The following is a 24,693-nucleotide window of genomic DNA, read 5'->3' as shown; positions in this document are numbered from 1 at the left end:
GGCGTCAGCCGTTCCACTCGCCGGTGAAGTCGGGGGTCTTGGCCAGCGTCTCCTTGGTCGCGTACGGCTCGGTCGCGCCGACCTCGTCCGCGTTGACGACGGCCTTCGCGGTGCCCCCGTCCATGGCCTTGACCAGCTGTTCCATGGCGGCCTTGCCCATGCTGACGGGGAAGTTGACGTAGGCCGCCTTCCAGGTGCCGGCGCGGACGGCGGCCACGGCGTCCTTGGTGCCGCCGGCGCCGGTCAGATAGATGCTGCTCGGTTTGATGCCCGCGTTCTGCAGGGCGATCTGGGCGCCGGCGGCCTCCTGGTCGGCGTTGGACAGGATGACGTTGACGTCCTTGTGGGCCTGGAGCACGTTGCTGATCGCCTTGAGCGAGGTGTCCCGGTCGTACTGGCCCTCGACCGTGCTGACCACCTTGATGTTGGAGTGGGTGCCGAGGACCTTCTTGTAGGCGTCACGGCGGGCCACGTCGAGCGGTGTCGACAGATTGCCGACCAGCAGTACGACGTTGCAGGGATTGATGTCGGCGCAGTAGGTGGCCACACCCTCTGCCTGCTTCTCCGCAGCCGTGGTGGGCGGCACGCCGACGGTGGTGACCACGCCGTCGACCTGCGGTTCCATCTTGTTGATGTCCGGTCCTACGGGGTTGAGGACCGTCGCGACGGGGATCTTCCGGGACAGCGGGAATGCCGCTGCCAGGCCGACGCCGTCGTTGGGCACGACGACGACGCCGTCGTAGTCGCCGGTGCTGGTGACGTTCTGGAGCTGCGACAGCTGTGTGTTCGAGTCGAACTGGCCGTCGAGGAGTTTCAGGCTGATCTTCTTGCCGGATGCGGCCGCGGCCTCCTGGACGCCTTGGTAGACGGCCTGGTTGTAGCCGTTCTGGCTGGAGGCGGCGAGCACGGCCACCTTGAGGGTGCCGCCGTTCGAGCCGGTCGAATCGGCGGCACCGCAGCCGGTGAGGAGGAGGGCGGTGGCGGTCAGCGCCACAGTGCCGGAGATGCGCAAACTGTTCATCGGAGAACCTCCGGTAGATTGCTATGGCGTAGTAATATGTCACACCGCACTCATGGCGGAAGAGAGCGACGGTAACAACTCTGTTTCGGCCAGCGGTGTCAGACGGAGTGGTTTCCCCAGTTCAGCGACGCACCGGCGAGCGCACGGCGCTGGGGTACCCGCCAGGGGTTGTCGTCCCGCAACGCCGCAGGCAGCAGCTCCGGCGGGCAGTTCTGGAAGGTCACCGGGCGCAGGAAGCGCTGAATCGCCGCCGTGCCGACGGATGTCGTCGCCGGGGCGGTGGTGGCCGGATAGGGACCACCGTGCTGCATCGCGGGAGTCACCGCGACCCCCGTCGGCCAGCCGTCGAACAGCAACCGGCCCACACGGTCCCTCAGCACCACGACGAGCCTTCGCAGCCACGCGTGGTCCTCCCCGGCGCCGCGGTGCACCGTGCCCGTCAGCGCGCCGGGGAACAGCTCGCCGACCGCGTCCACCAGCAGATCGGGCCGGTCCGGTGCATAGGGCACGACGACCGACAGCGGGCCGAACGCCTCGTCCAGCAGTGCGCCACGCTGGTCCAGCAGATCGTCGAGGCCCACCTCCACCAGGGTCGGCGCGGCCCGGCTGAGGCCGTCCGGTCCTGTCTCCACGGCGCCCTCGGCCAGCACGGACACGCCACGGGCCGCGAGCACGGCGGCGCGGCGCCCGGTGTAGGCGGCGGCGATGCCCTCGTGCAGCAGCGGGTGGCCCGGCACCGCGTCCGCCGCCGCCCCGAGCCGCTGGGCGAGGCCGTGGCCGTCCGGCAGGAACAGGAAGCCGGGCTTGGTGCACAGTTGCCCGGCCGAACCGGACACGCTGGCGACGAAGCCTGATGCGATCGCGCCGGCCCGTTCGGCCAGTGCGTCAGGCGTCACCACGACCGGGTTCACGCTGCCCAGTTCGCCGTAGAACGGGATCGGTCGCTCGCGTCCGGCGGCGATCCGGGCGAGCAGCCGGCCCGCCGTGAAGGAACCGGTGAACGCCGCCGCGGCGGTCCGTTCGTCGCGCAGCACCTGTACGGCGGCGTCCTGGTCGTAAACCACCTCGAATCCGCGGGCAGGCCGGTCCTGACCAGCGCGGACCGCACCTTCTGGGCGGTCAGCGCGGACAGGCGCGGATGGCCGGGGTGCGCCTTGAGGATCACGGGACAGCCGGCGGCCAGTGCGGAGGCCGTATCGCCGCCGGCGACCGAGAACGCGAACGGGAAGTTGCTCGCGGCGAACACCAGCACCGGGCCCACCGGCAGGTTGAACCGCCGCAGGTCGGGCCGGGGGCCCAGGACGAATCCCGGGTCGGCCTCGTCGATGCGCACATCCAGGAACTCCCCCTCGGCGCAGACGTCGGCGAACATCCTCAGCTGCACCACCGTGCGTTTCAGCTCTCCGGCCAGCCGTGCCTCGGCCAGGTGGGTCTCGGCCATCGCCTGCGGTATCAGCTCGCCCGCCGCGGCCGTCAGCTCGTCCGCGATCGCGTTGAGCATGCCGGCCCGCACGGCGGGCGAGGTCTCGGTCACGTCCATGTGTCTTCCTCGAAGAACGTTCTCAGAACTCGAAGCCGGCCGGGTACGGGTCCGACGGGTCGAGCAGGTACTGCCCAAGCCCGGTGACCCAGGCGCGGCCGGTGACGGTCGGCACGACGGCGGCGTGCGGGCCGACCGTCGTCTCCCTCGTCAGCCGCCCGGTGAACCGGCTGCCGATGAACGACTCGTTGACGAAGTCGGCGCCGATCTCCAGTTCGCCGCGGGCCCACAGCTCGGCCATCCGCGCCGACGTCCCCGTGCCGCACGGCGACCGGTCGAACCAGCCGGGGTAGATCGCCATCGCGTGCCGGGAGTGCCGGGCCGTCGAGCCCGGCGCGATGAACTCCACGTGGTGGCAGTGGTCCAGGCCGGCGATCTCCGGATGCTTCGGCGGCGCCTGGGTGTTGATCGCCTCCATGACGGCCAGCCCCGCGGTGAGGATCTCGGTCTTGCGGGCCCGGTCGAACGGCAGCCCGACCGCGTCCAGGTCGACCATCGCGTAGAAGTTGCCGCCGAAGGCCAGGCTGTAGGGCACCCGGCCGAACCCCGGCACCTCGACCGACGCGTCCAGCCGGTCGCTGTACGCCGGCACGTTCTCCAGCGTCACCGACTCGGCATGCCCGTCGCTGACCTGGACCGTCGCCACCACCAGCCCGGCCGGGGTGTCCAGCCGGATGACGGTGGCCGGCTCGGTGACCGCGACCATGCCGGTCTCGACGAGCACCGTGGCCACGCCGATCGTCCCGTGCCCGCACATCGGCAGACACCCGGACACCTCGATGAACAGCACCCCGAAATCGGCGTCCGGCCGGGTCGGCGGCTGCAGGATCGCCCCGCTCATCGCGGCGTGCCCGCGCGGCTCGTTCATCAGCAGGCGGCGGACGTCGTCGAGATGCTCCATGAAGTACAGCCGGCGCTCGTTCATCGTCGCACCGGGAACGACGCCCATCCCGCCGGTGACCACCCGGGTGGGCATGCCCTCGGTGTGTGAGTCGACCGCCGAGAACAGCCGCTCGGCCCGCATGTCAGACCGCTTCCGCCGACAGCGCGGCGATCCCGGAGATCGCGCGTTCCATGGCGGCCCGCACCTGCTTCTCATGGGCCGGGGTGAGCGGCCCGCGCGGCGGCCGGCACGGACCGCCGAACCGGCCGACCATGTCCATCCCCAGCTTGATGGCCTGCACGAACTCCGTCCGCGAGTCCCACCGGAACACCGCGACCAGCTGCTTGTAGAGCTCACGCGCCTGCTCGTAGCGGCCGGCCACCATGTGCTCGTAGATCTCGACGGACTCCGCCGGGAACGTGTTGGGGAAACCGGCGAACCAGCCCACCGCACCGTCGACCATCAGCTCCAGAAGCACATCGTCAGCGCCCGCGATGACGTCGATGTCGCACAGCTCACGGATCGCGAAGGCCCGCCGGACATCCGTGCTGAACTCCTTGATCGCCACCACCTCGTCGATCTCGGCGAGCCTGGCGACCAGTTCCGGCACCAGATCGACCTTGGTGTCGAACGGGTTGTTGTAGACCATCATCGGCAGGCCGGCCTCGGCGATGTGCCGGTAGTGGTCGACGACCTCCTCGTCGCTGGCCCGGTAGAGGATCGGCGGCAGGGCGAGCACGCCGTCGGCGCCGTCCGCCTTGGCCAGCTCGGCCCAGTGCCTGGCCTGGTGCCAGCCCGCGCCGTGCACGCCGGCCACCACCAGGCCGCGCCCGCCGACCGCCTCGACGGCCACCTGCACCACACGGCGCCGCTCCTCGTCGGTCAGCGACGAGTACTCGCCGAGCGAACCGTTCGGTCCGACACCGCGGCAGCCGTTGCTGATCAGCCAGTCGCAGTGCTCGGCATAACGGTCGTAGTCGACGGCCAGACCCGCGGGGGCGGAACTGTCCTCCTTGTAGAACATCGGCGTCGCAACGATGACACCGCCGAGGTCGAATCCCTTGCTGGTCATGTTCTGGCTCTCCTTCAGTGGGGGTCGTGGTCATTCAGTGGGACTGTGGTCATTCAGTGGGGCGGTGGTCATTCGGTGGGGGTGGTGGCGATCTCGCCGAGCCGGACCGGGACGGCGATCGGGCGATTCGCCATGCGTCCCGCATCCAGCAGCGGGCCGGGAAGAAGGTCTTCGACGTTCCGCCCGCAGGTACGGCCCTGGCACATACCGAGGCCGACACGCGAGCTGAGCTTGAGAGAGCGCAGACCGCACGTCCCGGTCTCGGCGAGCGCGGCACGCACCTGCCCGGCGGTCACCTCCTCACAGCGGCACACGACCGTGCTGTCACCGACCCAGGACGTCCAGCCGGGCCGGATGCCGTGCGCGCGGTGCATGCGCGCGGCGAAAGCGCGGTGGCGGGCCACCTCAGCTGTGCTCACGGCCCCGCCCACCGCAGTCTGTCCGGCCGCGCCCGCCGCGGCCCGCCCGGCCGCCGCACCTTCGGCGAGGGCCAGGTCGGCACCGCCGATGCCGGTGATCTCACCGGCCGCATAGACACCCGGCACAGAGGTGCGCTGCCCGTCGTCGACACGCACACTCCCGTCGGCGGCGAGCGCGCAGCCCGCGGAGATGGCGAGCTCCGTACGCGGCACGAATCCGTGGCCGACACACACCGCGTCGACCTCGACACGTCGCCCGGTGCCCGGCACAGGCGTCCAGTCCTCGGTGATCCGGGCCACGGTGACCGCGGTCACCCGGTCCTCGCCGTGCGCGGCCACCACGGCCGCCCCGGTGCGGTAGGGAACACGGTGTGCGGCCAACGTACGCACGTATCCGCCCAGTTCGGCCGACTTGGCCAGCAGGTCTTTCGGCCTCATCCGGTGGGGGCGGGGCAGCCAGCCGCGGGCGATCCGCCGCCGGCTGCTCGCCTCGACGACACCGGCCACGGTCGCGCCCACATGGATGAGGCCCGCGGCGACCGGAAGCAGGAACGGCCCGGTGCCCGCGACCAGCACCCGCCTGCCCACGGCGACACCCTCGCCCTTGGCCATCGCCTGCGCGGCACCGGCCGTACAGACACCCGGCAGGTCCCAGCCCGGGAACGGCAGCGTGCGCTCGTGCGCACCGGTGGCAAGCACCAGAGCACGTGGTTCGAAGACCCGGCGCCGGCGATCACCGCCGTCGGCCGGCCCGACCAGCGCGTGCACGACCGGCGGCCCCGCGTCACGGCGGTCCACCGCCCAGACCTGGGCGCCGGTGACGACCTCACAGCCGGGGTCTTCGGTCAGTGCTGCCCGCAGCGCGGTGAACCCGTCCCACTTGTGCTGCAGCGCAAGGCTGTCCGCGGCGGAACTCCCGGCCGGCGGATGCCGCCAGAACTGGCCGCCCACCACGGCCGACGCGTCGAGCAGCACCACCCGGGCGCCGGCCCGTCGGGCCGCATGGGCCGCGGCCAGCCCGGCCGGTCCCGCTCCGATCACCAGCACGTCAACGCTTCTCATCAGCCGCCCCCGTCTCGACGACATCGCCGTCGGCCACCAGACGCTGACAGGCACGCACATCGCCGAGCCCGTTCACCGTCACCAGGCAGTCGAAGCAGACACCGATACCGCAGAACAGGCCGCGGGGACGGCCGGCCCCGGCCGTCGTACGCCAGGAGACTCGGCCACGCGACATCAGCAACCCGGCAACCGTCTGCCCCTGCCAGGCGTCCAGCCGTTCACCGTCCACGGTCACACAGATCTTCATCCGGTCGTCTCCTCCTTCAGGGACGGACGGGTCACGGCATAAGGGGCGGCCGGGATCTCGGGCTCCTCCCCCGCCATGAGCGCGCCGATCAGGTCCGCCGTACCGGGTGCCAGCCCGATGCCCGCGCCCTCGTGTCCGGTCGCGTGCCACAGGCCGGGCAGGCGGGGATCGGGCCCGATGACCGGGAGATGATCAGGCACATACGGCCGGAACCCGCCGTACGCCCGCATGACCGGAACACCGGCCAGGAAAGGGAAGAGAAGCATCGCCTTGCCGGCCAGTTCACCGACCACCGCGGCCTCGATCCGCCCGTCGAACCCACGGCGCTCCCGCGACGAGCCGATGAGCACGGTCCCGGCCGCCGTCGACTCGACAACACTGGAGGTCTGCAGGGCCGCCGCCGCCGACTCGACGGCACCGACATAGTCGGCGTCATACACCTTGTGCCGGATACGGCGCGGCATCCGCGCGGTCACCAGCACGGTCCCGCGCCGGGGCAGCACCGGTAGACGCACACCGAGACTCGCGGCGACCTCGGCCGACCAGGGCCCGGCGGCCACGACCGTATGCTCGGCGTGGACGGGCCCGGCACTGGTATCCACGCCGACGAGCCGTCCCTTGGAGACGATGCCGCCGCGCACGGTGACACCCTGCCGCACCTGCGCGCCGTGCCGGCGGGCCGACGCGAGCAGAGCCTCGGTCGCGACAGCCGGCTGCACCTGGGCGTCACCGGGATAGAGAACGGCCGCGGCGACCTGCGGCGTGAGGTCGGGTTCCAGTTCGGCCGCCTCCGCGGCGGTCACCGGACGGGCGTCGACACCCGCGCCGCGCTGCGTGGACGCGAAGGCGAGCAGAGCGTCCGCCCCCGCCGCGGTCGTCGCGACCACCAGGCCGCCCTTCGCCTCGAACTCCAGGTCAGGAAAGCCCGAACCGAGCTCCGCGCGAAGCCCGGCGGCGAGTTCCGTCCAGCGGCGGCCGGACAGCACCGCGAGATCGAGCTCGGCACCGGGACCCTTGTCGGACACGAGAATGTTGCCCTCACCGCTGGACGACGTCCCGCCGGCGGACGCGCCACGATCCAGCACGGTGACCCGGAACCCGCCCAGGACCAACCGCCTGGCAACGGCGGCCCCGACGATCCCGGCCCCCACGATGACGACGTCTGAACTCCGCATTTCAGTACCATGTCACATGCCATGTTCCATTGGTAGACACCGGCGGGAAAATAAGCGCCCAGTCCGACGCGGACAGCGGCCCGGCGTGGGTGACCACACAAAACGGAGCCGACCGGCCGAGCATCGCCGCACACACCGACCCTGCACAAGAGCCCTCGCAGCGGCGTGCATCGATGCCAGCCCCGCCCCGCATCGGCCTCGTGGCGCTTCGCAGCGAGAGCCATGCCATGGTCATGCGTTCTTCCCGGGGCCGCTCTCCTCGGCCGCGTGGCCGGTGAGGGAGAGGAAGACATCGTCGAGGGTCGGCCTGTGCAGGCCGATCTCGTCGATGAGGATGCCCCGCCTGTCCAGCTCGCGGATGACGTCGGCGAGTACCCGGGCACCCCCGTTCACCGGCAGGGTGATCCGCCGGGTATGCCGCTCCACGCCGGGGGCCCGGCCGTCGCCGTACGGGGTGAGCGCCGCCACGGCCGCGCCGATCAGCTCGCGGTCGTGGACCACCACCTCCACCTGCTCACCGCCGATCCTGGTCTTGAGCTCGTCGGCGGAGCCCCGTGCGATCACCCGGCCGTGGTCGACCACGGCGATGCCGTGCGCCAGCCGGTCGGCCTCCTCCAGGTACTGGGTGGTGAGCAGCAAGCTGGTGCCCTCCGCCGCCAGCGTCTCGATGAGCCCCCACAGCGCCAGCCGGTTACGCGGGTCCAGGCCCGCGGTCGGCTCGTCGAGGAACATGACCGGGGGCCGCGCCACCAGCGCCGCCGCCAGGTCGAGCCTGCGGCGCATACCACCGGAGTAGGTCCTGGCCTGCCGGTCGGCCGCCCCGGCGAGACCGAACCACTCCAGCAGCTCCCGGGCCCGCGTCCTCGCCTCCCCGGCCCGCATCTGATAGAGCTCGCCGACCATCCGGAGGTTCTCCCGGCCCGTGAGGTACTCATCCACCGCCGCGTGCTGGCCGCACAGACCGATCAGGCCGCGGACCCGGTCGGGATGCCGGAGCACATCCACCCCGGCGACCTGGGCACTGCCCGCGTCAGGCCGCAGCAGCGTGGTGAGCACCCGCACCGCAGTGGTCTTGCCCGCGCCGTTGGGTCCGAGCAGGCCCAGCACCGCCCCCTCCGGCACGTCCAGCTCGACCCCGTCCAGAGCCCGTATGCCGCCGAAGGCCTTCACCAGGCCCACGGCTCGGATCGCTGCCCCCATGCGCCTCTTCCCTCTCGCGGCCCGCCACGGACAACAGCCCTCTCATTGTGCTTTCCCGCCGGGGAACAGCCCACCGGCCCACGCCCCCGCAGGCATACCGCGGCCGCCACCGCGGTCCCGGCCGGCACCGGTGAGCCTTCCGGACCACGGTCCACCACTGATCGCAAGCGGAGCCCGGCCGGAGGCACCCTCCTACCGGGCGTCCCCGGAGCGGAAATCCCCGTGATCGAAGCCGCCGGGATGCGAACCGGCGGGGTCTGGTGAAAGCCTGAATAGGGACGCGGCCCGATCCGGCGGTTGGTCCCAGACCAGCGGCCAGTCCCAGGCCGGCGGCCGGAATCCACAGGCCGTCCAGACCGTACAGACCGCCCCAGGACCATACGGGTTCCTGACAGGCCGTCGACGACCGCCGATCCGCCGCCGGACATCAACCGAATCGGCCCATACGCCTGCACCGCGACCGACGCCGTTCGCGATGTTCTGCCTGATCGAGGTGGTACCCGTGGATCTCAGGATGTCTGTCGAAGACCGGGAAGAATTCCTGGCCGGCCTCCATGTGGGAATCCTGGGGGTGGACGATCCGCGCCACGGGGGCGGACCGCTGCTGGTTCCCCTGTGGTACTCCTACCGGCCGGGCGGGCTGGTGGCGATCGAAACCGGACGCAAAACGCTGAAAGCCCGCCTCATCCGCGACGCCGGCCGGTTCAGCCTCTGTGTGCAGGACGAATCGGCCCCGTACCGCTATGTAAGCGTGGAGGGACCGGTCGCGGGCATCGAGGATCCGCTGCCCCCAGCCGAGCGCGAGGTACTGGCGCATCGCTATCTCGACACGGACACCGCAACGGCCTACCTGGCGGCCAACGACGAGCAGCTGACCGACGACATCTTCATCCGCATGCGCCCCCAGCACTGGAGGACAGCCGACTTCTCCGCCTTCGCCGGAGAGTTCGACGCATAGTCCCGCGGGCAGCAGACGGTTCACGTGCAGCAGAGGACGGAACACCCCGATGGTCACCGACACGACGACACTCTCAACGGCAGCCTGGAACACGGGGACCATGCCGTATCCCCGCGACCACTGCCTGCATGAGCTGTTCGACGCCCAGGCAGAACTCCGCCCGCGGGCGACGGCTTCCACCCAACACGGCCGCAGCATCAGCTACGGCGAACTCAAAACCCGCTCCGACACCCTGGCCACCCGGCTGCTCGCTTCCGGAGTACGCCACGGCGACGGGGTCGGCGTGTACGGGAGCCGCTCCCTGGAAGCCCTGGTCGCCTTCCTCGGCATCCTCAAGACCGGCGCGGCGTACGTCCCGCTCGACGACGCCCAACCACCCGGGCGACTGCAGGCGATGACCGAGGACGCCGACGTGCACACCGTGGTGACGCTCCCCGGCACGGACTGCCGCATCCGCAGAATACGCACCCGCATCAACCTGAACGGCGAACCGGCACCCGCCGCCACACCGGACGGGTCGGCCGCGGTCCCGCAGGCCGGGGTACTCCCCGGCGAATGCGCCTACGTGATGTTCACCTCCGGCTCCACCGGCCGCCCCAAACCCGTCGCGATCCCGCACTGCGGCGTGGTCCGGCTGGCCGCCTCCGACCTGGTGTGGCAACGGCCCCGGCCCGGTGAACGCGTGCTGCACGCCTACGGCCTGTCCTCGGACGCCTCCACGATAGAGATCTGGTCCACACTCCTCGCCGGCGCCTGCGTGGTGATCACCGACCAGGAGGAACTGCTGTCACCGGCCGCCCTGGAATCCCGGCTGCTGTCCGAGCGGGTCAGCATCGCCTACCTGACCACGGGAGTGTTCCACCACATCGGACGCACCCGGCCGTCGGCGCTGCGGTCCCTGCGGTTCGCCTCCGCCGGCGGTGAAGCGATGGACCCCGAGCTGGCCCGCGCCATACTGGCCGCCTGCCCGGACACCACCGTGGTCAACTTCTACGGCCCGACCGAGAACAGCGTGGTCTCCACCGCACATCTGGTGCATGACCTGCCACCCGGAGCAACAGGGGTACCGATCGGCCGCCCGCTGGAGAACTCCACCTGCTACGTGGTCCGCGCAGACGGCACCCTCACCGACACCGGCGAAGAAGGCGAACTCCTCGTCGGGGGAGACGGACTCGCCCTGGGATACCCCGGCGACCCGGAACTGACCGCCGAACGCTTCGTCGACAACCGCTTCGAACCCGGTTCCCGTCTCTACCGCACAGGCGACCGGGTCATCCGGCACGCGGACGGCGTACTGGAGTACCGGGCACGGACGGACCGTCAGATCAAACTGCGCGGCCACCGCATCGAACCCGACGAGATAGAAGCCCGGCTACGGGCGGACGACGCCGTCGGCGAAGCCGTCGTCGAACTGGAGGACGGCAGCCTGATCGGATACGTGACACCAGCCCGGCCCGGCCGGACACTGCCCGTGGACCGTATCCGCAACCACCTCGCGGCATGGCTGCCCGCGCCCGCGGTACCCGCCCAACTGGTGGAAGTCGGACAGTTCCCGGTAACCGCAGCCGGCAAGATCGACCGCCAGCGGCTCCACCAGCAGACAGCCGGCCACACACCCTCGGCACAGACACCACAGCGCCATCCGCAGCCCGGCACCCAGAACACGCCTGCGCAGATATGGCACAAGGTACTGGGAGTGCACCCGGCACCCGACGACAGCTTCTTCGACATCGGCGGCGACTCCCTGCTGGCCGCCGAGACGGTCACCCGCACACTGACCGCCTTCCATCTCGACGCCCGCCACGGCCGCACCCTGGTCCGCAGCCTGCTGCGCTCCCCCACCCTCAAAGACTTCACCACCTCCGTCACCACCCTCACCACCACCGAGAACCAGCACACCCCAGAAAGCAACAGCACAGGCACAGGTGTCGGTACGGGCACGGTGGACTTCCACGCCGAGGCACAACTGGGCTTCACCCTGCCACCGCCGCACGGCCCGCGACCGAACTGGCAGGACCCCCGCCACATACTCCTGACCGGCGCATCCGGCTACGTCGGCGCCTTCCTCCTGGACCAGCTGCTGCGCCACACCGACGCCCGCGTGCACTGTCCCGTACGCAGCCGCGACCGTACCCACGCCCGGCAGAAAGTGATACGGAACCTGGCCCGCTTCAACCTCCCCACCGCGGACGCCGCCGACCGCATCGTGTGCTTCCCCGCCGACCTCACCCAACCCGGCCTCGGCCTCGAACCGGACCACGCCGAGGAACTCACCGACACCCTCGACCTGATCATCCACTCCGCCGCACAGGTCAACTTCCTCTACCCCTACGAAGCACTGCGCCACGCCAACGTAGAGGGCACCCGGCAGCTCATACGCCTGGCGGCCCAACGCGCCGTGCCCGTGCACTTCCTCTCCACCATCGCCGTACTCGCCGGCTTCGGCACCACCGGCACCCACCACGTCGACGAGGACCAGCCACTCGACCACGCCGACCAACTCACCATGGGCTACGCCGAAAGCAAATGGGTCGCCGAAGAAGTCCTGCGCGACGCGGCGCACCAGGGCCTGCCCGTAGCGATCTACCGACCCTACGAGATCACCGGCGACCAGCACTCCGGCGCATGCAACACCGACACCGCGATCTGCTCCCTGTTCAAAACCATCAGCGAAACCGGACTCGCCCCCGACATCCCGCTCCCCCTCGACTTCGTCCCCGTCGACTTCCTCACCCAGGCCGTACTGCACATCGCCACCACTCACCCCACGACCCACCGCACCTACCACATGACCAACCCTCACCCCGCGAGCCTCCACGACATGCTCGACCGCATGGACGCGGCCGGCCACCACATCCAACGACTCCCCTACGAGAAATGGGTGGACGAACTCATCCACCACGTCACCCAACACCCCACCAGCCCCACCGCCCCATTCGTCTCCCTCTGCGTCGACCGCTGCAAACAGGCAGACATATCCGTCAAGGAAATGTACTTCGAGGGCACCTTCCCCACCGTCGGCCGCACCAACGTCGAACACGACCTGGCCACCACCGGCCTCCACTGCCCACCCGTCGACACCGAACTCCTCGACCGCTACCTCGAATACTTCTACACCACCGGCTACATCAACCGCCCATAACCGGCACACCCCCACAGACCCGTAACCGGCGCACCTCCGAAGAGAGGAGCGGGCATGACTCCACAGCCACCCCGCGCAGAGGCACCCGGTCCCCAGACGGACGTCCTGGACTTCCCGCTCCCGCCGCCGGGCACCATGGGACCGCCCCAGGAACACGACCGGCTACGCCGCGAATGCCCCCTCGCCAAAGTCGGACTGCCGATGGGCGCAACCGCCTGGTACGCCACCCGCCACCGGGACGTCCGCAACCTCCTCGCAGACCCCCGCCTGATCAGACCCGCCATCAACGACTGGCCACCCCGCCCCGGCCAGGCCACCGACCACGGATCACGCCTCGTCACCATCGCAGAACTCGACGGTCCCCGGCACACCGTCCTGCGCCGGGCCCTCGCCGAGCCCTTCAGCGCCCGGACCATACGCAGCCATCTCCCCCGCATCCGGCGGCACGCCGAACACCTCCTCGACACCTTCCAGGAAATCGGCCGACCCGGCGACCTGGTGGCCGGCTTCACCGAGCCCTTCCCCCTCCTCGTCCTGTGCGGCCTGACCGGCATCCCCTACGAGGACCGGGACTGGTACCTCCCCGTACTGGACGCGGCCCTCGACGACATGGTCACCGCGCAGGAAGGACGCCGGGTCACCGGCCTGCTGCGCACATACATGTCCGAACTCATCACCCACAAACGCCACCATCCCGGCGACGACATCCTCACCCAGCTGATCCGCGACTGCGACGACACCGCACTCACCCACGACGACGTCATGGCCTTCGGACTGTCCATGCTCACCGTCGGCTTCGGCATCAGCAGCTTCTACCTCGCCAACACGGTCCACACCCTCATCAACCGACCCGGCCAGTGGACCCACCTGCACACGAACCGTGGCCTCACACCCCAGGCAGTGGAAGAAATCCTCCGCTACATGCCTGTCATGAACGGCACCATCCTGCTGCTCGCCACCCAGGACATCCAGACAGGCGGCCACACCATCCGCAAGGGCGACGCCGTGATCCCCGTACCGGCCTCCGCGAACCGCGACGAGAACATCTTCACTCACCCCGGCCAACTCGACCTCCACCGCACCCACAACCCCCACCTCGCCTTCGGTCACGGAACCCACAACTGCATCGGCGCCCACCTCGCACGCGCCCAAATCACCACGGCACTGCACACACTCCTCGACCGTTTCCCCCGACTGCGCCCAGCCGACGACCAACAACCCCTCTGGCACGACCAATCCGTCACCAAATCACCCCTCACCCTCCCCGTCACCTGGTAACCCCACACCCCGGCAACCGGCGCCCGGCCAACCCCGCACGACCAAGCCACCACGCGCGGCCGCACACCATCAGGGAAGGCCCACCCATGGACACAACACCCCAACCCGACACCCAGACCGACATCGACACCGACACCGGCCGAGGCGTCATCGACATGCCCATCCCGCCCCCGGGCACCATGGGACCGCCCCAGGAATACGACCGGCTACGCCGCGAATGCCCCCTGGCCAAAGTCAGACTGCCCATCGGCGCCACCGCCTGGTACGCCACCCGCTACAACGATGTCAAACACCTCATCGCCGACCCCCGCTTCATCAGACCCAGCATCACCGACTGGCCACCCCGCCCCGGCCACACCCCCCACGACGAACCCGGCCTCATCACCATGATGGAACTCGAAGGCCCCCAGCACACCGCCCTCCGCAAAGCCCTCTGCGAACCATTCAGCATCCGCTCCATCCGCGACCGTCTCCCCCGCATCCGCCGGACAGCCGACCGACTCCTCACCCCCTTCACCCGCAGCGACCAGCCCGCCGACCTCGTCGTCCGCTTCCTCGAACCCTTCCCCGTCACCGTCATGTGCGACCTCGTCGGCATCCCCTACGACGACAGCGAGTACTTCCTTCCCCTAGCAGACGCCGCGCTCGGAGCCATCCTCACCCTCGAAGAGGGCCGCGAGGCCACCTCCCGCCTCCGCGAATACATCACCGCACTCCTCGACCGGAAGCGACGCGAGCCCGGCGACGACATCCTCACCAGACTCGTCCGCGAGTGCGAACACGGCACCCTCGACGACGACTCCGCCATCACCTTCGGGCTCTCCATGCTGGTCGCCGGCTACCGCACCAGCACCATGTTCCTCGCCGACACCGCCCACACTCTCCTCGCCCACCCCCAGCACTACGCCCACCTACGCGACCACCCTCACCTCATACCCACCGCAGTCGAGGAACTCCTCCGCTACATACCCGTCATGAACGGCGTCGTCCTCCTCCAGGCCACCGAGGGCATCGAGTTGCACGGCCGGACCGTCCAAGCCGGTGACGCCCTGCTCCCCGTACTCGCCGCGGCCAACCGCGACGAGACCATCTTCACCGACCCCGACCGACTCAACCTCCACCGCACCCACAACCCCCACCTCACCTTCGGCCGCGGAACCCACAACTGCATCGGCGCCCACCTCGCACGCACCCAACTCACCGTGTGCCTACAAGCCCTCTTCGACCACCTCCCCCACATGCGCCTCGCGGAGGGCCACACCCCCATCTGGGAAGACAACTCCCCCAGCAAATCCCCCCTCACCCTCCCCATCACCTGGTAACACACCCCGCGCTACGGACCGGGGGGTAAAAGGCAACAAAGTGGGCACGCGGGTGTCATGCGGAAACTTGGTCTTCCGGAGGTCGTACGCGCCTGCCTGTTCGATATGGATGGGGTGCTGACCAAGACCGCGGAGGTGCACGACAAGGCCTGGAAGGAAACCTTCGACGAGTTCCTGCGACGCCGGGAGGGCCCCGGTTTCCGGCCTTTCGACGCGGTCGCCGACTACGACGAGTACGTCGACGGCCGGCCGCGCGCCGACGGCGTACGGGCCTTCCTCGCCTCACGCGGGATCGACTTGCCCGAGGGCGACGACGACAGCCCTCCGGAGCTGGACACGGTGCACGGTCTCGGCAACCGCAAGAACGCGCTGCTGCTGGAGAAGATCCGCACCGAGGGAGTCGAGGCGTACCCGGGTTCCGTCCGCTACGTCGAGGCCGTGCGGGCGGCCGGGCTGTCCACCGCCGTGGTGTCCTCCAGTGCCAACGCCCATGACGTCCTGACGTCGGCCGGGCTCCAGGCGCTCTTCGACGTACGGATCGACGGTGTCGTCGCCGCCGAGCGCCGGCTGCCCGGCAAGCCGCACCCGGACACCTTCCTCGCTGCAGCGCACGACCTCGGTGTCGAGCCCGGCGCGGCCGCGGTCTTCGAGGACGCGCTGGCCGGAATGGACGCCGGGCGGTCGGGCCACTTCGGATACGTCGTCGGAGTCAACCGGGCCGGTCAGGCCGACGCGTTGCGCGAGCACGGCGCCGACATCGTCGTGGGCGACCTCGTCGAGCTGCTGGAGGCCGGCATGTGATTACTCATTCCGCCTTCGTGGTCGAACCCTGGTGTGTGCGCGAGACCGGGCTCCACTGGGACGTCCTGGCACAGAGCGAATCGGTCTTCGCCCTGTCCAACGGACACATCGGCTGGCGCGGCAACCTCGAGGAAGGCGAGCCGCACGGCCTGCCGGGCAGCTACCTCAACGGTGTGTACGAGCAGCATCCGCTGCCGTACGCGGAGGCGGGCTATGGCTATCCGGAGTCCGGTCAGACGGTCATCAACATCACCAACGGCAAGCTGATCCGTCTGCTCGTCGACGACGAACCGTTCGACCTGCGCTACGGAGCGCTGCGTTCGCACGAGCGGGTGCTGGATCTGCGCGGCGGGCTGCTGCACCGGACCTGCGAGTGGACCTCGCCGGCCGGCAAGACCGTACGGGTGCGCTCCACCCGCCTGGTCTCCTTCACCCAGCGGGCCGTGGCCGCGATCGCGTACGAGGTGGAACCGCTCGACGACGTACAGCTCGTCATCCAGTCCGAACTCGTCGCCAACGAGCAGTTGCCCACCCTGACCGGTGACCCGCGGGTAGCCGCCGCCCTGGAGTCCCCGCTGCGGCCTGAGGAGCACAGCGCCCATGACCTGCGGCTGCGCCTGGTGCACTGCACCGCCGCCAGCGGCCTGCGGGTCGCCGCCGCCGCCGACCACATCGTGCGGGGACCGCGGTCCACCCAGACCTCCGCCGAGAGTGCGGGCGACGTGGCCCGGCTCAACGTGATCACCGATCTCCGGCCCGGCGAGACGCTCCGGCTGGAGAAGTTCGTCTCCTACGGCTGGTCGGGCGCGCGCTCGCTGCCGGCCCTGCGGGACCAGGTCGAGGCGGCACTCGCGGGCGCGCGCAGCAGCGGCTGGCAGGGGCTGGTCGACCAGCAACGGGCGTTCCTGGACGACTTCTGGGGACACGCCGACGTCGAGGTCGACGGTGACCCGGAGATCCAGCAGGCCGTCCGATTCGCCCTCTACCACGTGCTGCAGGCCGCCGCCAGAGCCGAGCAGCGGGCGATCCCGGCCAAGGGCCTGACCGGCTCCGGATACGACGGGCACGCCTTCTGGGACACCGAGATCTTCGTCCTGCCGCTGCTCAGCTTCGTCTACCCGGAATGCGTCGCCGACGCCCTGCGCTGGCGCCAGGACACCCTGCCCGCGGCCCGGTCCCGCGCCCGCCAGCTGGGGCTGAACGGCGCGGCCTTCCCCTGGCGGACGATCGATGGGCCGGAGTGCTCCGGATACTGGCCCGCCGGCGCCGCGGCCTTCCATATCAACGCTGATATCGCCCATGCCGTCCGGCGCTACCTCTCCCTCGCCGACGATGTGGACTTCGAGCGCGAGACCGGCGTGGAGTTGCTGGTGGAGACCGCTCGGTTGTGGCACTCGCTCGGCCATCACGACTCCAACGGCCGCTTCCACATCGACGGGGTCACCGGGCCCGACGAGTACAGCGCGGTCGCCGACGACAACACGTACACCAACCTGATGGCCCAGGAGAACCTGCTGGCCGCCGCCGACGCCGCCGAGCGTCACACCGAGCAGGCGGCCGCCCTCGGGGTCGACGACGAGGAGACCGCCGCCTGGCGGGACGCGGCCGAGGCGATGACCGTGCCGTACAACAGCGCGCTGGGCATCCATGAGCAGTCGGCGGGGTTCACCCGTCGCCAGGTGTGGGACTTCGCCGCCACCGGGCCCGACGACTATCCGCTGATGCTGCACTCCGCGTACTTCGACCTGTACCGCAAGCAGGTGATCAAGCAGGCGGATCTGGTGATGGCCATGTATCTGCGCGGCGATGCCTTCACCGAAGACCACAAGGCACGCAACTTCGCCTACTACGAGCCGCTCACCGTCCGTGACTCGTCCCTGTCCGCCTGCATCCAGGCGGTGATCGCCGCCGAGGTGGGACATCTGCGCCTGGCCTACGACTACCTCGGGGAGGCGGCGCTGATGGATCTGGACGATCTGGAGAAGAACACCCGCGACGGCCTGCACATCGCCTCCCTGGCGGGCTCCTGGATCGCGCTGGTCGCCGGCTTCGGCGGGATGCGGTACCACGGGGAAACCGTGCACTTCGCTCCCAGGCTGTCCGAGAAGCTCCGTCGGCTGGCCTTCTCCGTCCATGTGCGACAGCGGTGTCTGCGGGTCGAGATCACCCATGCTCAGGCCACATACACCCTGGTGGAGGGGGAACCGCTCCAGATCAGACACTGCGGGGAGCCACTGACCGTGTCCCGCGGCGCCCCGCAGTCACGTCCCGTCAAACAGCCGGCCGCCCTGCCGGAGCCCTCCCAACCGCCCGGACGCCGCCCCGGGCGTCCCGCCCGACCTGACGGCAAGCTCTCCCCTGGCAAAGGTCGCGGCGACGCCCGCTTCGGATCGGCAACCTGACGCGGCTACTCCGAACGTACAAGCTCTACGAGAACCTCTGCCTCGCTGTGCTCGAGGTCCCTCGTCGCGGTCAGCAACGTCACCGGCCCGGTCCTGGCCTCATCACGCAGGTGACGCAACGCGTCGGCCCGGTCCGGCTCTGTCAGCTCGGTCTCGTAGCGGCGCTTGAACTCGGCGAACTTGGCGGGCTGATGGCCGTACCAACGGCGCAGCTCATTGGACGGCGCCACCGCCTTGAGCCACTCGTCCAGGTGGGCCTCTTCTTTGGACAGGCCGCGAGGCCACAGCCGGTCCACCAACACACGTATGCCGTCGGACGGTCCGGCCTGCTCATAAACGCGGCGCGCACGCACATCCTGCATGGCAGCGTCACCCCTTCTCGAGTCCCGGACGTCAGCACCGCCCGCGGACTCGGCCGCCGTGTTCTGGTGTCCTCATACATTATTGCCTTCAGCCGATGGGCTCGCTCCTGCAGCCTGATGCGGTCGCCGCCGTCCCAGCAGGTTTCGTGGGGGAGCTCATCCGGCCGGACGTTCCGCGTGTCCACCGAAGCCGTTGCGCATGGCCGAGAGGACCTGGTTGGCGAAGTGGTCCAGGTCCCTGGAGCCGAAGCGGGAGAACAGCGCGGTGGCCAGGGTGGGCGCGGGCACCCCCTCCTCCACTGCGGCGACCGCGGTCCAGCGGCCCTCGCCGGAGTCCGAGACCTGCCCGGAGAACTCGTCCAGGGTCGGGGACCGCAGCAGGGCAGCGGCGGTGAGGTCCAGCAGCCAGGACCCGATCACGCTGCCGCGGCGCCACACCTCGGCCACCTCGGCGAGGTCGATGTCGTAGCGGTAGTACTCGGGCTGCTCCAGCGGGGCGGTCTCCGCGTCGGCCTGGCGGCTCGCGGTGCCGGCGTTCGCGTTCTTCAGGACGTTCAGGCCCTCGGCGTAGGCGGCCATGACCCCGTACTCGATCCCGTTGTGCACCATTTTCACGAAGTGCCCGGCCCCGGCGGGTCCGCAGTGCAGATAGCCGTGCTCCGACGGCGCGCATGTCCCGTCCCGGCCGGGGGTACGCGGCGCCGCGTCCACGCCGGGGGCGATCGCCTCGAAGATCGGCCGGAGCCGGTCCACGATCTGGTCCTGGCCGCCGATCATCAGGCAGTAGCCGCGTTCCAGTCCCCACACCCCGCCGCTGGTGCCCGCGTCGACGTAGTGGATGCCTGTCTCCGAAAGGGCCCCGGACCTGGCGATGTCGTCCCGGTAGTAGGAGTTGCCACCGTCGATGACCACGTCGCCGGGTTCCATGTGGGCCGCGAGGTCGCTGACTGTCTTGCCGGTGATCTCGCCGGCCGGGACCATGACCCACACCGCGCGGGGTTTGGCCAGCCTGGCCACCAGGTCCGCCAGGGAGGACGCCCCCGTGGCCCCCTCACCTTGCAGTTCCTTCACCGTATCCGGGTTGATGTCGAACACCACGCAGTCATGACCGGCGTGCATCAGCCGCCGGACAAGGTTGGCGCCCATCCGACCCAGCCCGACCATTCCGATCTGCATCTCGTGTCTCCTTCTTGTGCGACCGGGAACGGTGCCGGTCACGGCCGGCGGGCCAACTGGTCCCGGGCCGCCTGGACGACATGGGTGGGCTCGAAGCCGAACTTCGCCTGGACCTTCTGGATCGGTGCCGAGGCTCCGAAGGTCTCCATGCCGAGGATGGCTCCGCCGATGCCGGCATACCGGGACCAGCCGAAGTCGGCGCCCTCCTCGACCGCGACCCGGGCAGCAACCCGCGGCGGCAGCACCTCGTCGCGGTAGGCCTGGTCCTGTTTCTCGAACAGCTCCCAGCAGGGCATCGACACCACGCGCGCGGGGATGCCTTCCTCGCTGAGCGCCTCATGGGCGGCCACGCACAGCGCGACCTCCGAGCCGGTGCCGATCAGGATCACGTCGGGTTCCCCGTCCGGCGGGTCGGCCAGTACGTAGCCGCCGCGGGCCAGGCCGGAGGCGGCGGCGTAGCGGGAGCGGTCCAGGGTCGGCAGCGGCTGGCGGGAGAGCACGAGAACGGCGGACTCATGACGCAGCGGCATGATCACCCGCCATGCCTCGGCCACCTCGTTGGCGTCGGCGGGGCGGATGACCAGGATGCCGGGCATGGCCCGCAGCGAGGCGAGCTGCTCGATCGGCTGGTGAGTGGGGCCGTCCTCGCCCAGGCTGATCGAGTCGTGGGTCCAGATGTAGATGACCGGGATCTCCATCAGCGCCGACAGCCGCATCGCGCCGCGGGCGTAGTCGGTGAAGATCAGGAACCCGGAGGCGAAAGGCCGCACCTTGGTCAGCGCCATGCCGTTGGCCATGGCGCACATGGCGTGCTCGCGGATGCCGAAGTGGAAATTCCGCCCGGTGTAACTGTCGGCCTCGAAGTCCCCGGCGCCGTCGAAGGTGAGCCGGGTCTTGGTCGAGGGGTACAGGTCGGCGGCTCCGCCGAGCAGCCAGGGGACGTTGCGGGCCAGGACGTTGAGCACCTGGCCGGAAGACTCCCGGCTGGCCAGTCCCTTCGGGTCGGGAGGGAAGGCGGGCAGGCCGGAGTCCCAGCCGTCGGGGAGCTGACGGTGGCTCATCCGGTACACCTCGTCGGCCAGTTCTGGGTGGGCCTGACGGTAGCGCTCGAACAGTGCGAACCATTCCGCCCGCAGTTTCGCGCCACGACGGCCGATGCCCTCCCGGAAGTGCTCGTACACCCCGTCCGGCACCAGGAAGTGTGCCTCTTCGGGCCAGCCGTAGAACCGTTTCGTGGCCCGGACCTCGTCCTCGCCGAGCGGCGCGCCGTGTGCCGCGGCGGTGTCGTGCCTGTGCGGGGCGCCGTAGCCGATGTGGGTGTCCACGATGATCAGCGTGGGCCGCCCTGACGTCGCCTTGAATATGTCAAAGGACTTGGACAGCAGGTCAAGGTCGTTGGCGTCGCCGACCCGGGTGACGTCCCATCCGTAGCTCTGGAAGCGGGCGGCCACGTCGTCGGAGAACGCCAGCGCGGTGGATCCTTCGATCGTGATGTGGTTGTTGTCGTAGATCCAGCACAGATTGTCCAGGCGCAGATGCCCGGCCAGCGACGCCGCCTCGCTGCTGATTCCCTCCATCATGCAGCCGTCGCCCATCAGCGCGTACACGTCGTAGCCGAACAGCGGGAAGCCTGGCTTGTTGTAGCGCTCGGCCAGCCAGCGGCCCGCGGCCGCCATGCCCACGCTGGTGGCCACCCCCTGGCCCAGCGGCCCGGTGGTGGTCTCCACCCCCGAGGTCCACCGGTACTCCGGGTGCCCCGGGCAGCGGCTGCCGATCTGTCGGAACGCCTTGATGTCCTCCAGCGTCACCGAGGGTTTGCCGGTGGCCTCGTACTTCGGGTTCACCGCCTGCACCCCGGTCAGGTGCAGCAGTGAGTACAGCAGCATCGAGGCGTGGCCGTTGGACAGGACGAACCGGTCCCGGTCCGGCCAGATCGGGTCGGCCGGGTCGAACCGCAGGTACCGCTGCCACAGGCAGTACGCGACCGGGGCCAGCGCCATCGGGGTGCCGGGATGCCCGGATTCCGCCGCCTGCACCGCGTCCATGGACAGGGTGCGGATCGTGTCGATGGTGCGCCGGTCCGCATCGTCGGTGACGGGCTGGTTTGCTTGACCGGTCATGGGTTTCACGCTCCTCCGGCAGTGGTCGTGCGGGAACTGGCTGTCCGCGCGACGGCGTCGCGCGGGGCGGTCACGCAGGCCGGTACCGGCCGCGTGGTGTCGACGGTGGCCAAGCCGGCGACGGCGATGTCTGCCCCGGCGTCGACCACCATGGGGATGGTCTGTTCATGGCTGCCTCCGTCCACCTCGGCGTCTGTGCTGGTAAGCCGACTGGTCGGCTGTCCCGCGATGGATGGCGCGCTCTCGATCGGGCAGGCCGTCGCCGCGGCCTTTTCCGGTGGTCGACCCCGCTGGGAGTCGCGATGATCTGGTCGATTGCCGGGCCACAGAACAGGCCGGCCTCGGTCACCCGGGCTCGCGCCGGCAGACCGGCCGTGAGCTCGGCGAAATCGTCGCTGGGCCCGAAGCCCGCGTCCGGGATCATGGTTTCCCTGGTCCATGAGGAACGGCGATCCGTCATTCCCTCGGCGCAGGCTCACCGTGGCGCCGAGGGATTCCAGGTGGAGCGCCTCGGGCCGCCGGCCGGCGGTGCATCCCGGGCCGAGGCCGACGATCGTGCCCGGACGGACGAGCCCGGCCGCGCGCTGCGTCGCGGCCCGCACTTGCGCGTCCTGCGCTTCCGCGTCCTGCGCCCGCTGGCCGGCGGCCAGGCCCCGGGCCTCGGCGGCGCTCGTCACTTCCCGGCCTCCGCGGAGCGCGGATCGTGCCAGCCGCCATGGTGGGCCGTCAGGCCTGCGGCCTGCTCCGGGCCCCATGTGCCGGGCTGGTAACGGTGCAGCGGGGTGGCGTCGTCGAGGACCGCGTCGACCACCGCCCACGCTGCCTCCACGGCGTCCTCGCGGGCGAACAGCGAGGCATCGCCGTCGATCGCGTCGCCGAGCAGCCGGTCGTAGGGTGCCAGCTCGGCCGGCCCGGGCTGCTCGTGCAAGGCCAGTTCGACACCCGTGCCGGTCATCGCCTCCCCCGCCGCCTTGATCCGGGCGCCGAGCGAGATCGCGATGTCCGGGGTCAGGCGGAACCGCACGTAGTTCGCCTCAGCGGCGGCCTCGCGGCCCGCGATGGCCTCCGGGGGCCGGCGCAGCCGGGCCAGGACCTCGGTCGCGGTGACCGGCAGCCGCTTGCCGGCCCGGATGAAGAACGGCACCCCGGCCCAGCGCCAGGTGTCGACGTGCGCCCGCAGCGCCACGAAGGTCTCCACGGCGGAGTCCTCGGCCACCCCGGGCTCATCGGTGTAGCCGAAGAACTGGCCGCGGATCACATCGTCCGGCCGCAGCGGGGGCATGGCGCGCAGCACCTTTGCCTTCTCGTCCCTGATGTCCTCGTGTCCGTATCCGGCAGGCGGCTCGATCGCCACCAGGGAGAGCACCTGGAGCATGTGGTTCTGCACCACGTCTCGGATCGCCCCGGTCTGGTCGTAGAACGCGCCCCGGCCGGCCACGCCGAAGTCCTCGGCCATCGTGATCTGCACCGAGTCCACATAGGCGCGGTTCCAGATCGGCTCGAGGAAGGAGTTGGCGAACCGGAAGTACAGGAGGCCGAGCACCGCCTCCTTGCCCAGGTAGTGGTCGATGCGGAAGACCGAGGTCTCGGGGAACACCCGGTGCAGGGCGGTGTTCAGCTCCCGCGCCGACGTCAGGTCGTGGCCGAACGGCTTCTCCACCACCACCCGGGCACCGTCGGCGGATCCGGACTCGTGCAGGGCGTTGACCACTGTGCGGAACAGCGCCGGAGGGATGGCCAGATAATGCAGCGGAGCTTTGGCGTCGCCGAGTTCGGCACGGAGCGCCTTGAACGTCCCCGGGTCGTTGTAGTCGCCGTCCACATAGCGCAGGAGCCCGTACAGCCGGTCCGCGGCCCGCGCATCGGTGCCGCCGTGGTGGGCGAGGCTGTCCCGTACCCGGCTGATGAGCTGGTCTCGGTCCCAGCCGGATTTGGCCACCCCGATCAACGGCACATTCAGCCGATGCCTGGCCACCAGCGCGGCCAGGGCCGGGAAAACCTGCTTGTAGGCGAGGTCTCCGGTCGCCCCGAAAAATACCAGGGCATCCGAGCGGCCATGCGCATGGCTGCTGGTCATGATCGCTCCTCCTGTTCCTGTCCGCTGGTGCCTTTCTTCTCCTGCTCTGATCAGCCGTTCATCCCGGCCTTCCGCCGAAGAATTCATGGTCGGGGTTGTAGCCGCCGTAGCCGCCGACCTCGGAAATGCGGGCCAGCCATGTGGCGTGTTTGAAGCCGGGCTGCGCCTCGTTGCGCAGTCGTAGCGGAGCGCCGTGCCCGTCGCAGCCCCTGCGCGGCGGCTACGGAGATGATCAGGACTCCCCAGCCGATCGGCAGCAGCCACAACAGGTTGAACCACTTACTGCGGCCCACCCGCATCCGCGGGGCGACGCCCCGGGCGGCGGGAACAGACCCGGCCCAGGTCTCGGGGTCGACGACGTCCTCACCCCGAGACAGACGTTGCCGGTACTCGGCAACCACGGCGGGGGTGGTATCGGCAGCAGAAGCCCGACTTC

At 70.0% G+C, this 24,693-nt stretch carries 18 protein-coding genes and 1 pseudogene; 6 read left to right on the top strand and 13 right to left on the bottom strand.

Translation table 11 applies throughout. From position 1 onward, the window contains the following. Nucleotides 1–4: 4 nt before the first annotated feature. The 8 genes and pseudogenes from CTZ28_RS16835 to CTZ28_RS16800 form a co-directional block, all read right to left on the bottom strand. Entirely contained in the window at nucleotides 5–1,021 is a 1,017-nt protein-coding gene (locus tag CTZ28_RS16835; RefSeq protein WP_121890223.1) for a sugar ABC transporter substrate-binding protein, read from the bottom strand. A gap of 98 nt (nucleotides 1,022–1,119) precedes the next feature. Next, nucleotides 1,120–2,522: pseudogene (locus CTZ28_RS16830) on the bottom strand (aldehyde dehydrogenase (NADP(+))). Between the two features lie 61 nt (nucleotides 2,523–2,583). Further along, nucleotides 2,584–3,585 (bottom strand): proline racemase family protein, encoded by a 1,002-nt coding sequence (locus tag CTZ28_RS16825; protein ID WP_121890222.1) that lies wholly within the window; start codon nucleotides 3,583–3,585, stop codon nucleotides 2,584–2,586. A 1-nt stretch (nucleotide 3,586) separates the two neighbouring features. Then, on the bottom strand, nucleotides 3,587–4,516 hold the full coding sequence (locus CTZ28_RS16820) for a dihydrodipicolinate synthase family protein (protein WP_121890221.1): 930 nt from the start codon (nucleotides 4,514–4,516) through the stop codon (nucleotides 3,587–3,589). A gap of 68 nt (nucleotides 4,517–4,584) precedes the next feature. Then, the gene (locus tag CTZ28_RS16815) at nucleotides 4,585–5,997 is read right to left on the bottom strand and encodes an FAD/NAD(P)-dependent oxidoreductase (protein ID WP_310887612.1); all 1,413 of its coding nucleotides are present in this window, start codon (nucleotides 5,995–5,997) and stop codon (nucleotides 4,585–4,587) included. Further along, nucleotides 5,984–6,244: a (2Fe-2S)-binding protein gene (locus CTZ28_RS16810; protein ID WP_183154430.1), complete on the bottom strand. Its 261-nt coding sequence runs from the start codon at nucleotides 6,242–6,244 to the stop codon at nucleotides 5,984–5,986. Before CTZ28_RS16810 ends, CTZ28_RS16815 begins: the two co-directional genes overlap by 14 nt. Next, a complete protein-coding gene (locus CTZ28_RS16805; protein WP_121890219.1) occupies nucleotides 6,241–7,419 on the bottom strand; it encodes an NAD(P)/FAD-dependent oxidoreductase in 1,179 nt (392 codons plus the stop codon). The genes CTZ28_RS16810 and CTZ28_RS16805 overlap by 4 nt, the downstream gene beginning before the upstream one ends. A gap of 231 nt (nucleotides 7,420–7,650) precedes the next feature. After that, nucleotides 7,651–8,619, bottom strand: coding sequence for an ATP-binding cassette domain-containing protein (locus CTZ28_RS16800; RefSeq protein ID WP_121890218.1), 969 nt, complete (start codon nucleotides 8,617–8,619; stop codon nucleotides 7,651–7,653). A 514-nt stretch (nucleotides 8,620–9,133) separates the two neighbouring features. On the opposite strand from CTZ28_RS16800, the gene CTZ28_RS16795 reads away from it, so the two are divergent. From CTZ28_RS16795 to CTZ28_RS16770, 6 genes are all read left to right on the top strand, one after another. Then, nucleotides 9,134–9,577: a pyridoxamine 5'-phosphate oxidase family protein gene (locus CTZ28_RS16795; RefSeq protein ID WP_121890328.1), complete on the top strand. Its 444-nt coding sequence runs from the start codon at nucleotides 9,134–9,136 to the stop codon at nucleotides 9,575–9,577. A gap of 100 nt (nucleotides 9,578–9,677) precedes the next feature. Then, nucleotides 9,678–12,719 carry an amino acid adenylation domain-containing SDR family oxidoreductase gene (locus CTZ28_RS16790; protein ID WP_259471662.1) on the top strand — a complete coding sequence of 1,014 codons (3,042 nt, stop codon included), beginning with the start codon at nucleotides 9,678–9,680 and terminating at the stop codon, nucleotides 12,717–12,719. A gap of 54 nt (nucleotides 12,720–12,773) precedes the next feature. Further along, on the top strand, nucleotides 12,774–13,997 hold the full coding sequence (locus tag CTZ28_RS16785; protein WP_259471661.1) for a cytochrome P450: 1,224 nt from the start codon (nucleotides 12,774–12,776) through the stop codon (nucleotides 13,995–13,997). An 86-nt stretch (nucleotides 13,998–14,083) separates the two neighbouring features. Next, a complete protein-coding gene (locus tag CTZ28_RS16780; protein ID WP_121890215.1) occupies nucleotides 14,084–15,319 on the top strand; it encodes a cytochrome P450 in 1,236 nt (411 codons plus the stop codon). A 57-nt stretch (nucleotides 15,320–15,376) separates the two neighbouring features. Then, a complete protein-coding gene (locus CTZ28_RS16775) occupies nucleotides 15,377–16,120 on the top strand; it encodes an HAD family hydrolase (protein ID WP_121890214.1) in 744 nt (247 codons plus the stop codon). Continuing rightward, complete coding sequence (locus CTZ28_RS16770; protein WP_121890213.1) at nucleotides 16,117–18,522, top strand: glycoside hydrolase family 65 protein; 2,406 nt, start codon at nucleotides 16,117–16,119, stop codon at nucleotides 18,520–18,522. Before CTZ28_RS16775 ends, CTZ28_RS16770 begins: the two co-directional genes overlap by 4 nt. 5 nt (nucleotides 18,523–18,527) lie before the next feature. Here CTZ28_RS16770 and CTZ28_RS16765 read toward each other — a convergent pair whose 3' ends face one another. The 5 genes from CTZ28_RS16765 to zwf all read right to left on the bottom strand — a co-directional run bounded on the left by CTZ28_RS16765 (nucleotide 18,528) and on the right by zwf (nucleotide 24,257). Continuing rightward, a complete protein-coding gene (locus CTZ28_RS16765) occupies nucleotides 18,528–18,884 on the bottom strand; it encodes a DUF488 domain-containing protein (protein ID WP_121890212.1) in 357 nt (118 codons plus the stop codon). Between the two features lie 156 nt (nucleotides 18,885–19,040). Further along, nucleotides 19,041–20,060, bottom strand: coding sequence for a phosphogluconate dehydrogenase (NAD(+)-dependent, decarboxylating) (gene gnd / locus CTZ28_RS16760; protein WP_121890211.1), 1,020 nt, complete (start codon nucleotides 20,058–20,060; stop codon nucleotides 19,041–19,043). A 38-nt stretch (nucleotides 20,061–20,098) separates the two neighbouring features. Beyond that, entirely contained in the window at nucleotides 20,099–22,180 is a 2,082-nt protein-coding gene (gene tkt / locus CTZ28_RS16755; protein WP_121890210.1) for a transketolase, read from the bottom strand. A gap of 5 nt (nucleotides 22,181–22,185) precedes the next feature. Continuing rightward, entirely contained in the window at nucleotides 22,186–22,857 is a 672-nt protein-coding gene (locus CTZ28_RS46610) for a hypothetical protein (protein ID WP_147481159.1), read from the bottom strand. Beyond that, nucleotides 22,854–24,257: a glucose-6-phosphate dehydrogenase gene (gene zwf / locus CTZ28_RS16750; RefSeq protein ID WP_121890209.1), complete on the bottom strand. Its 1,404-nt coding sequence runs from the start codon at nucleotides 24,255–24,257 to the stop codon at nucleotides 22,854–22,856. Before zwf ends, CTZ28_RS46610 begins: the two co-directional genes overlap by 4 nt. Between the last annotated feature and the right edge of the window lie 436 nt (nucleotides 24,258–24,693).

This window comes from Streptomyces shenzhenensis (genome assembly GCF_003688995.1).
GTDB lineage: Bacteria > Actinomycetota > Actinomycetes > Streptomycetales > Streptomycetaceae > Streptomyces > Streptomyces shenzhenensis_A.
This window is presented reverse-complemented; position numbering and strand designations above follow the sequence as displayed.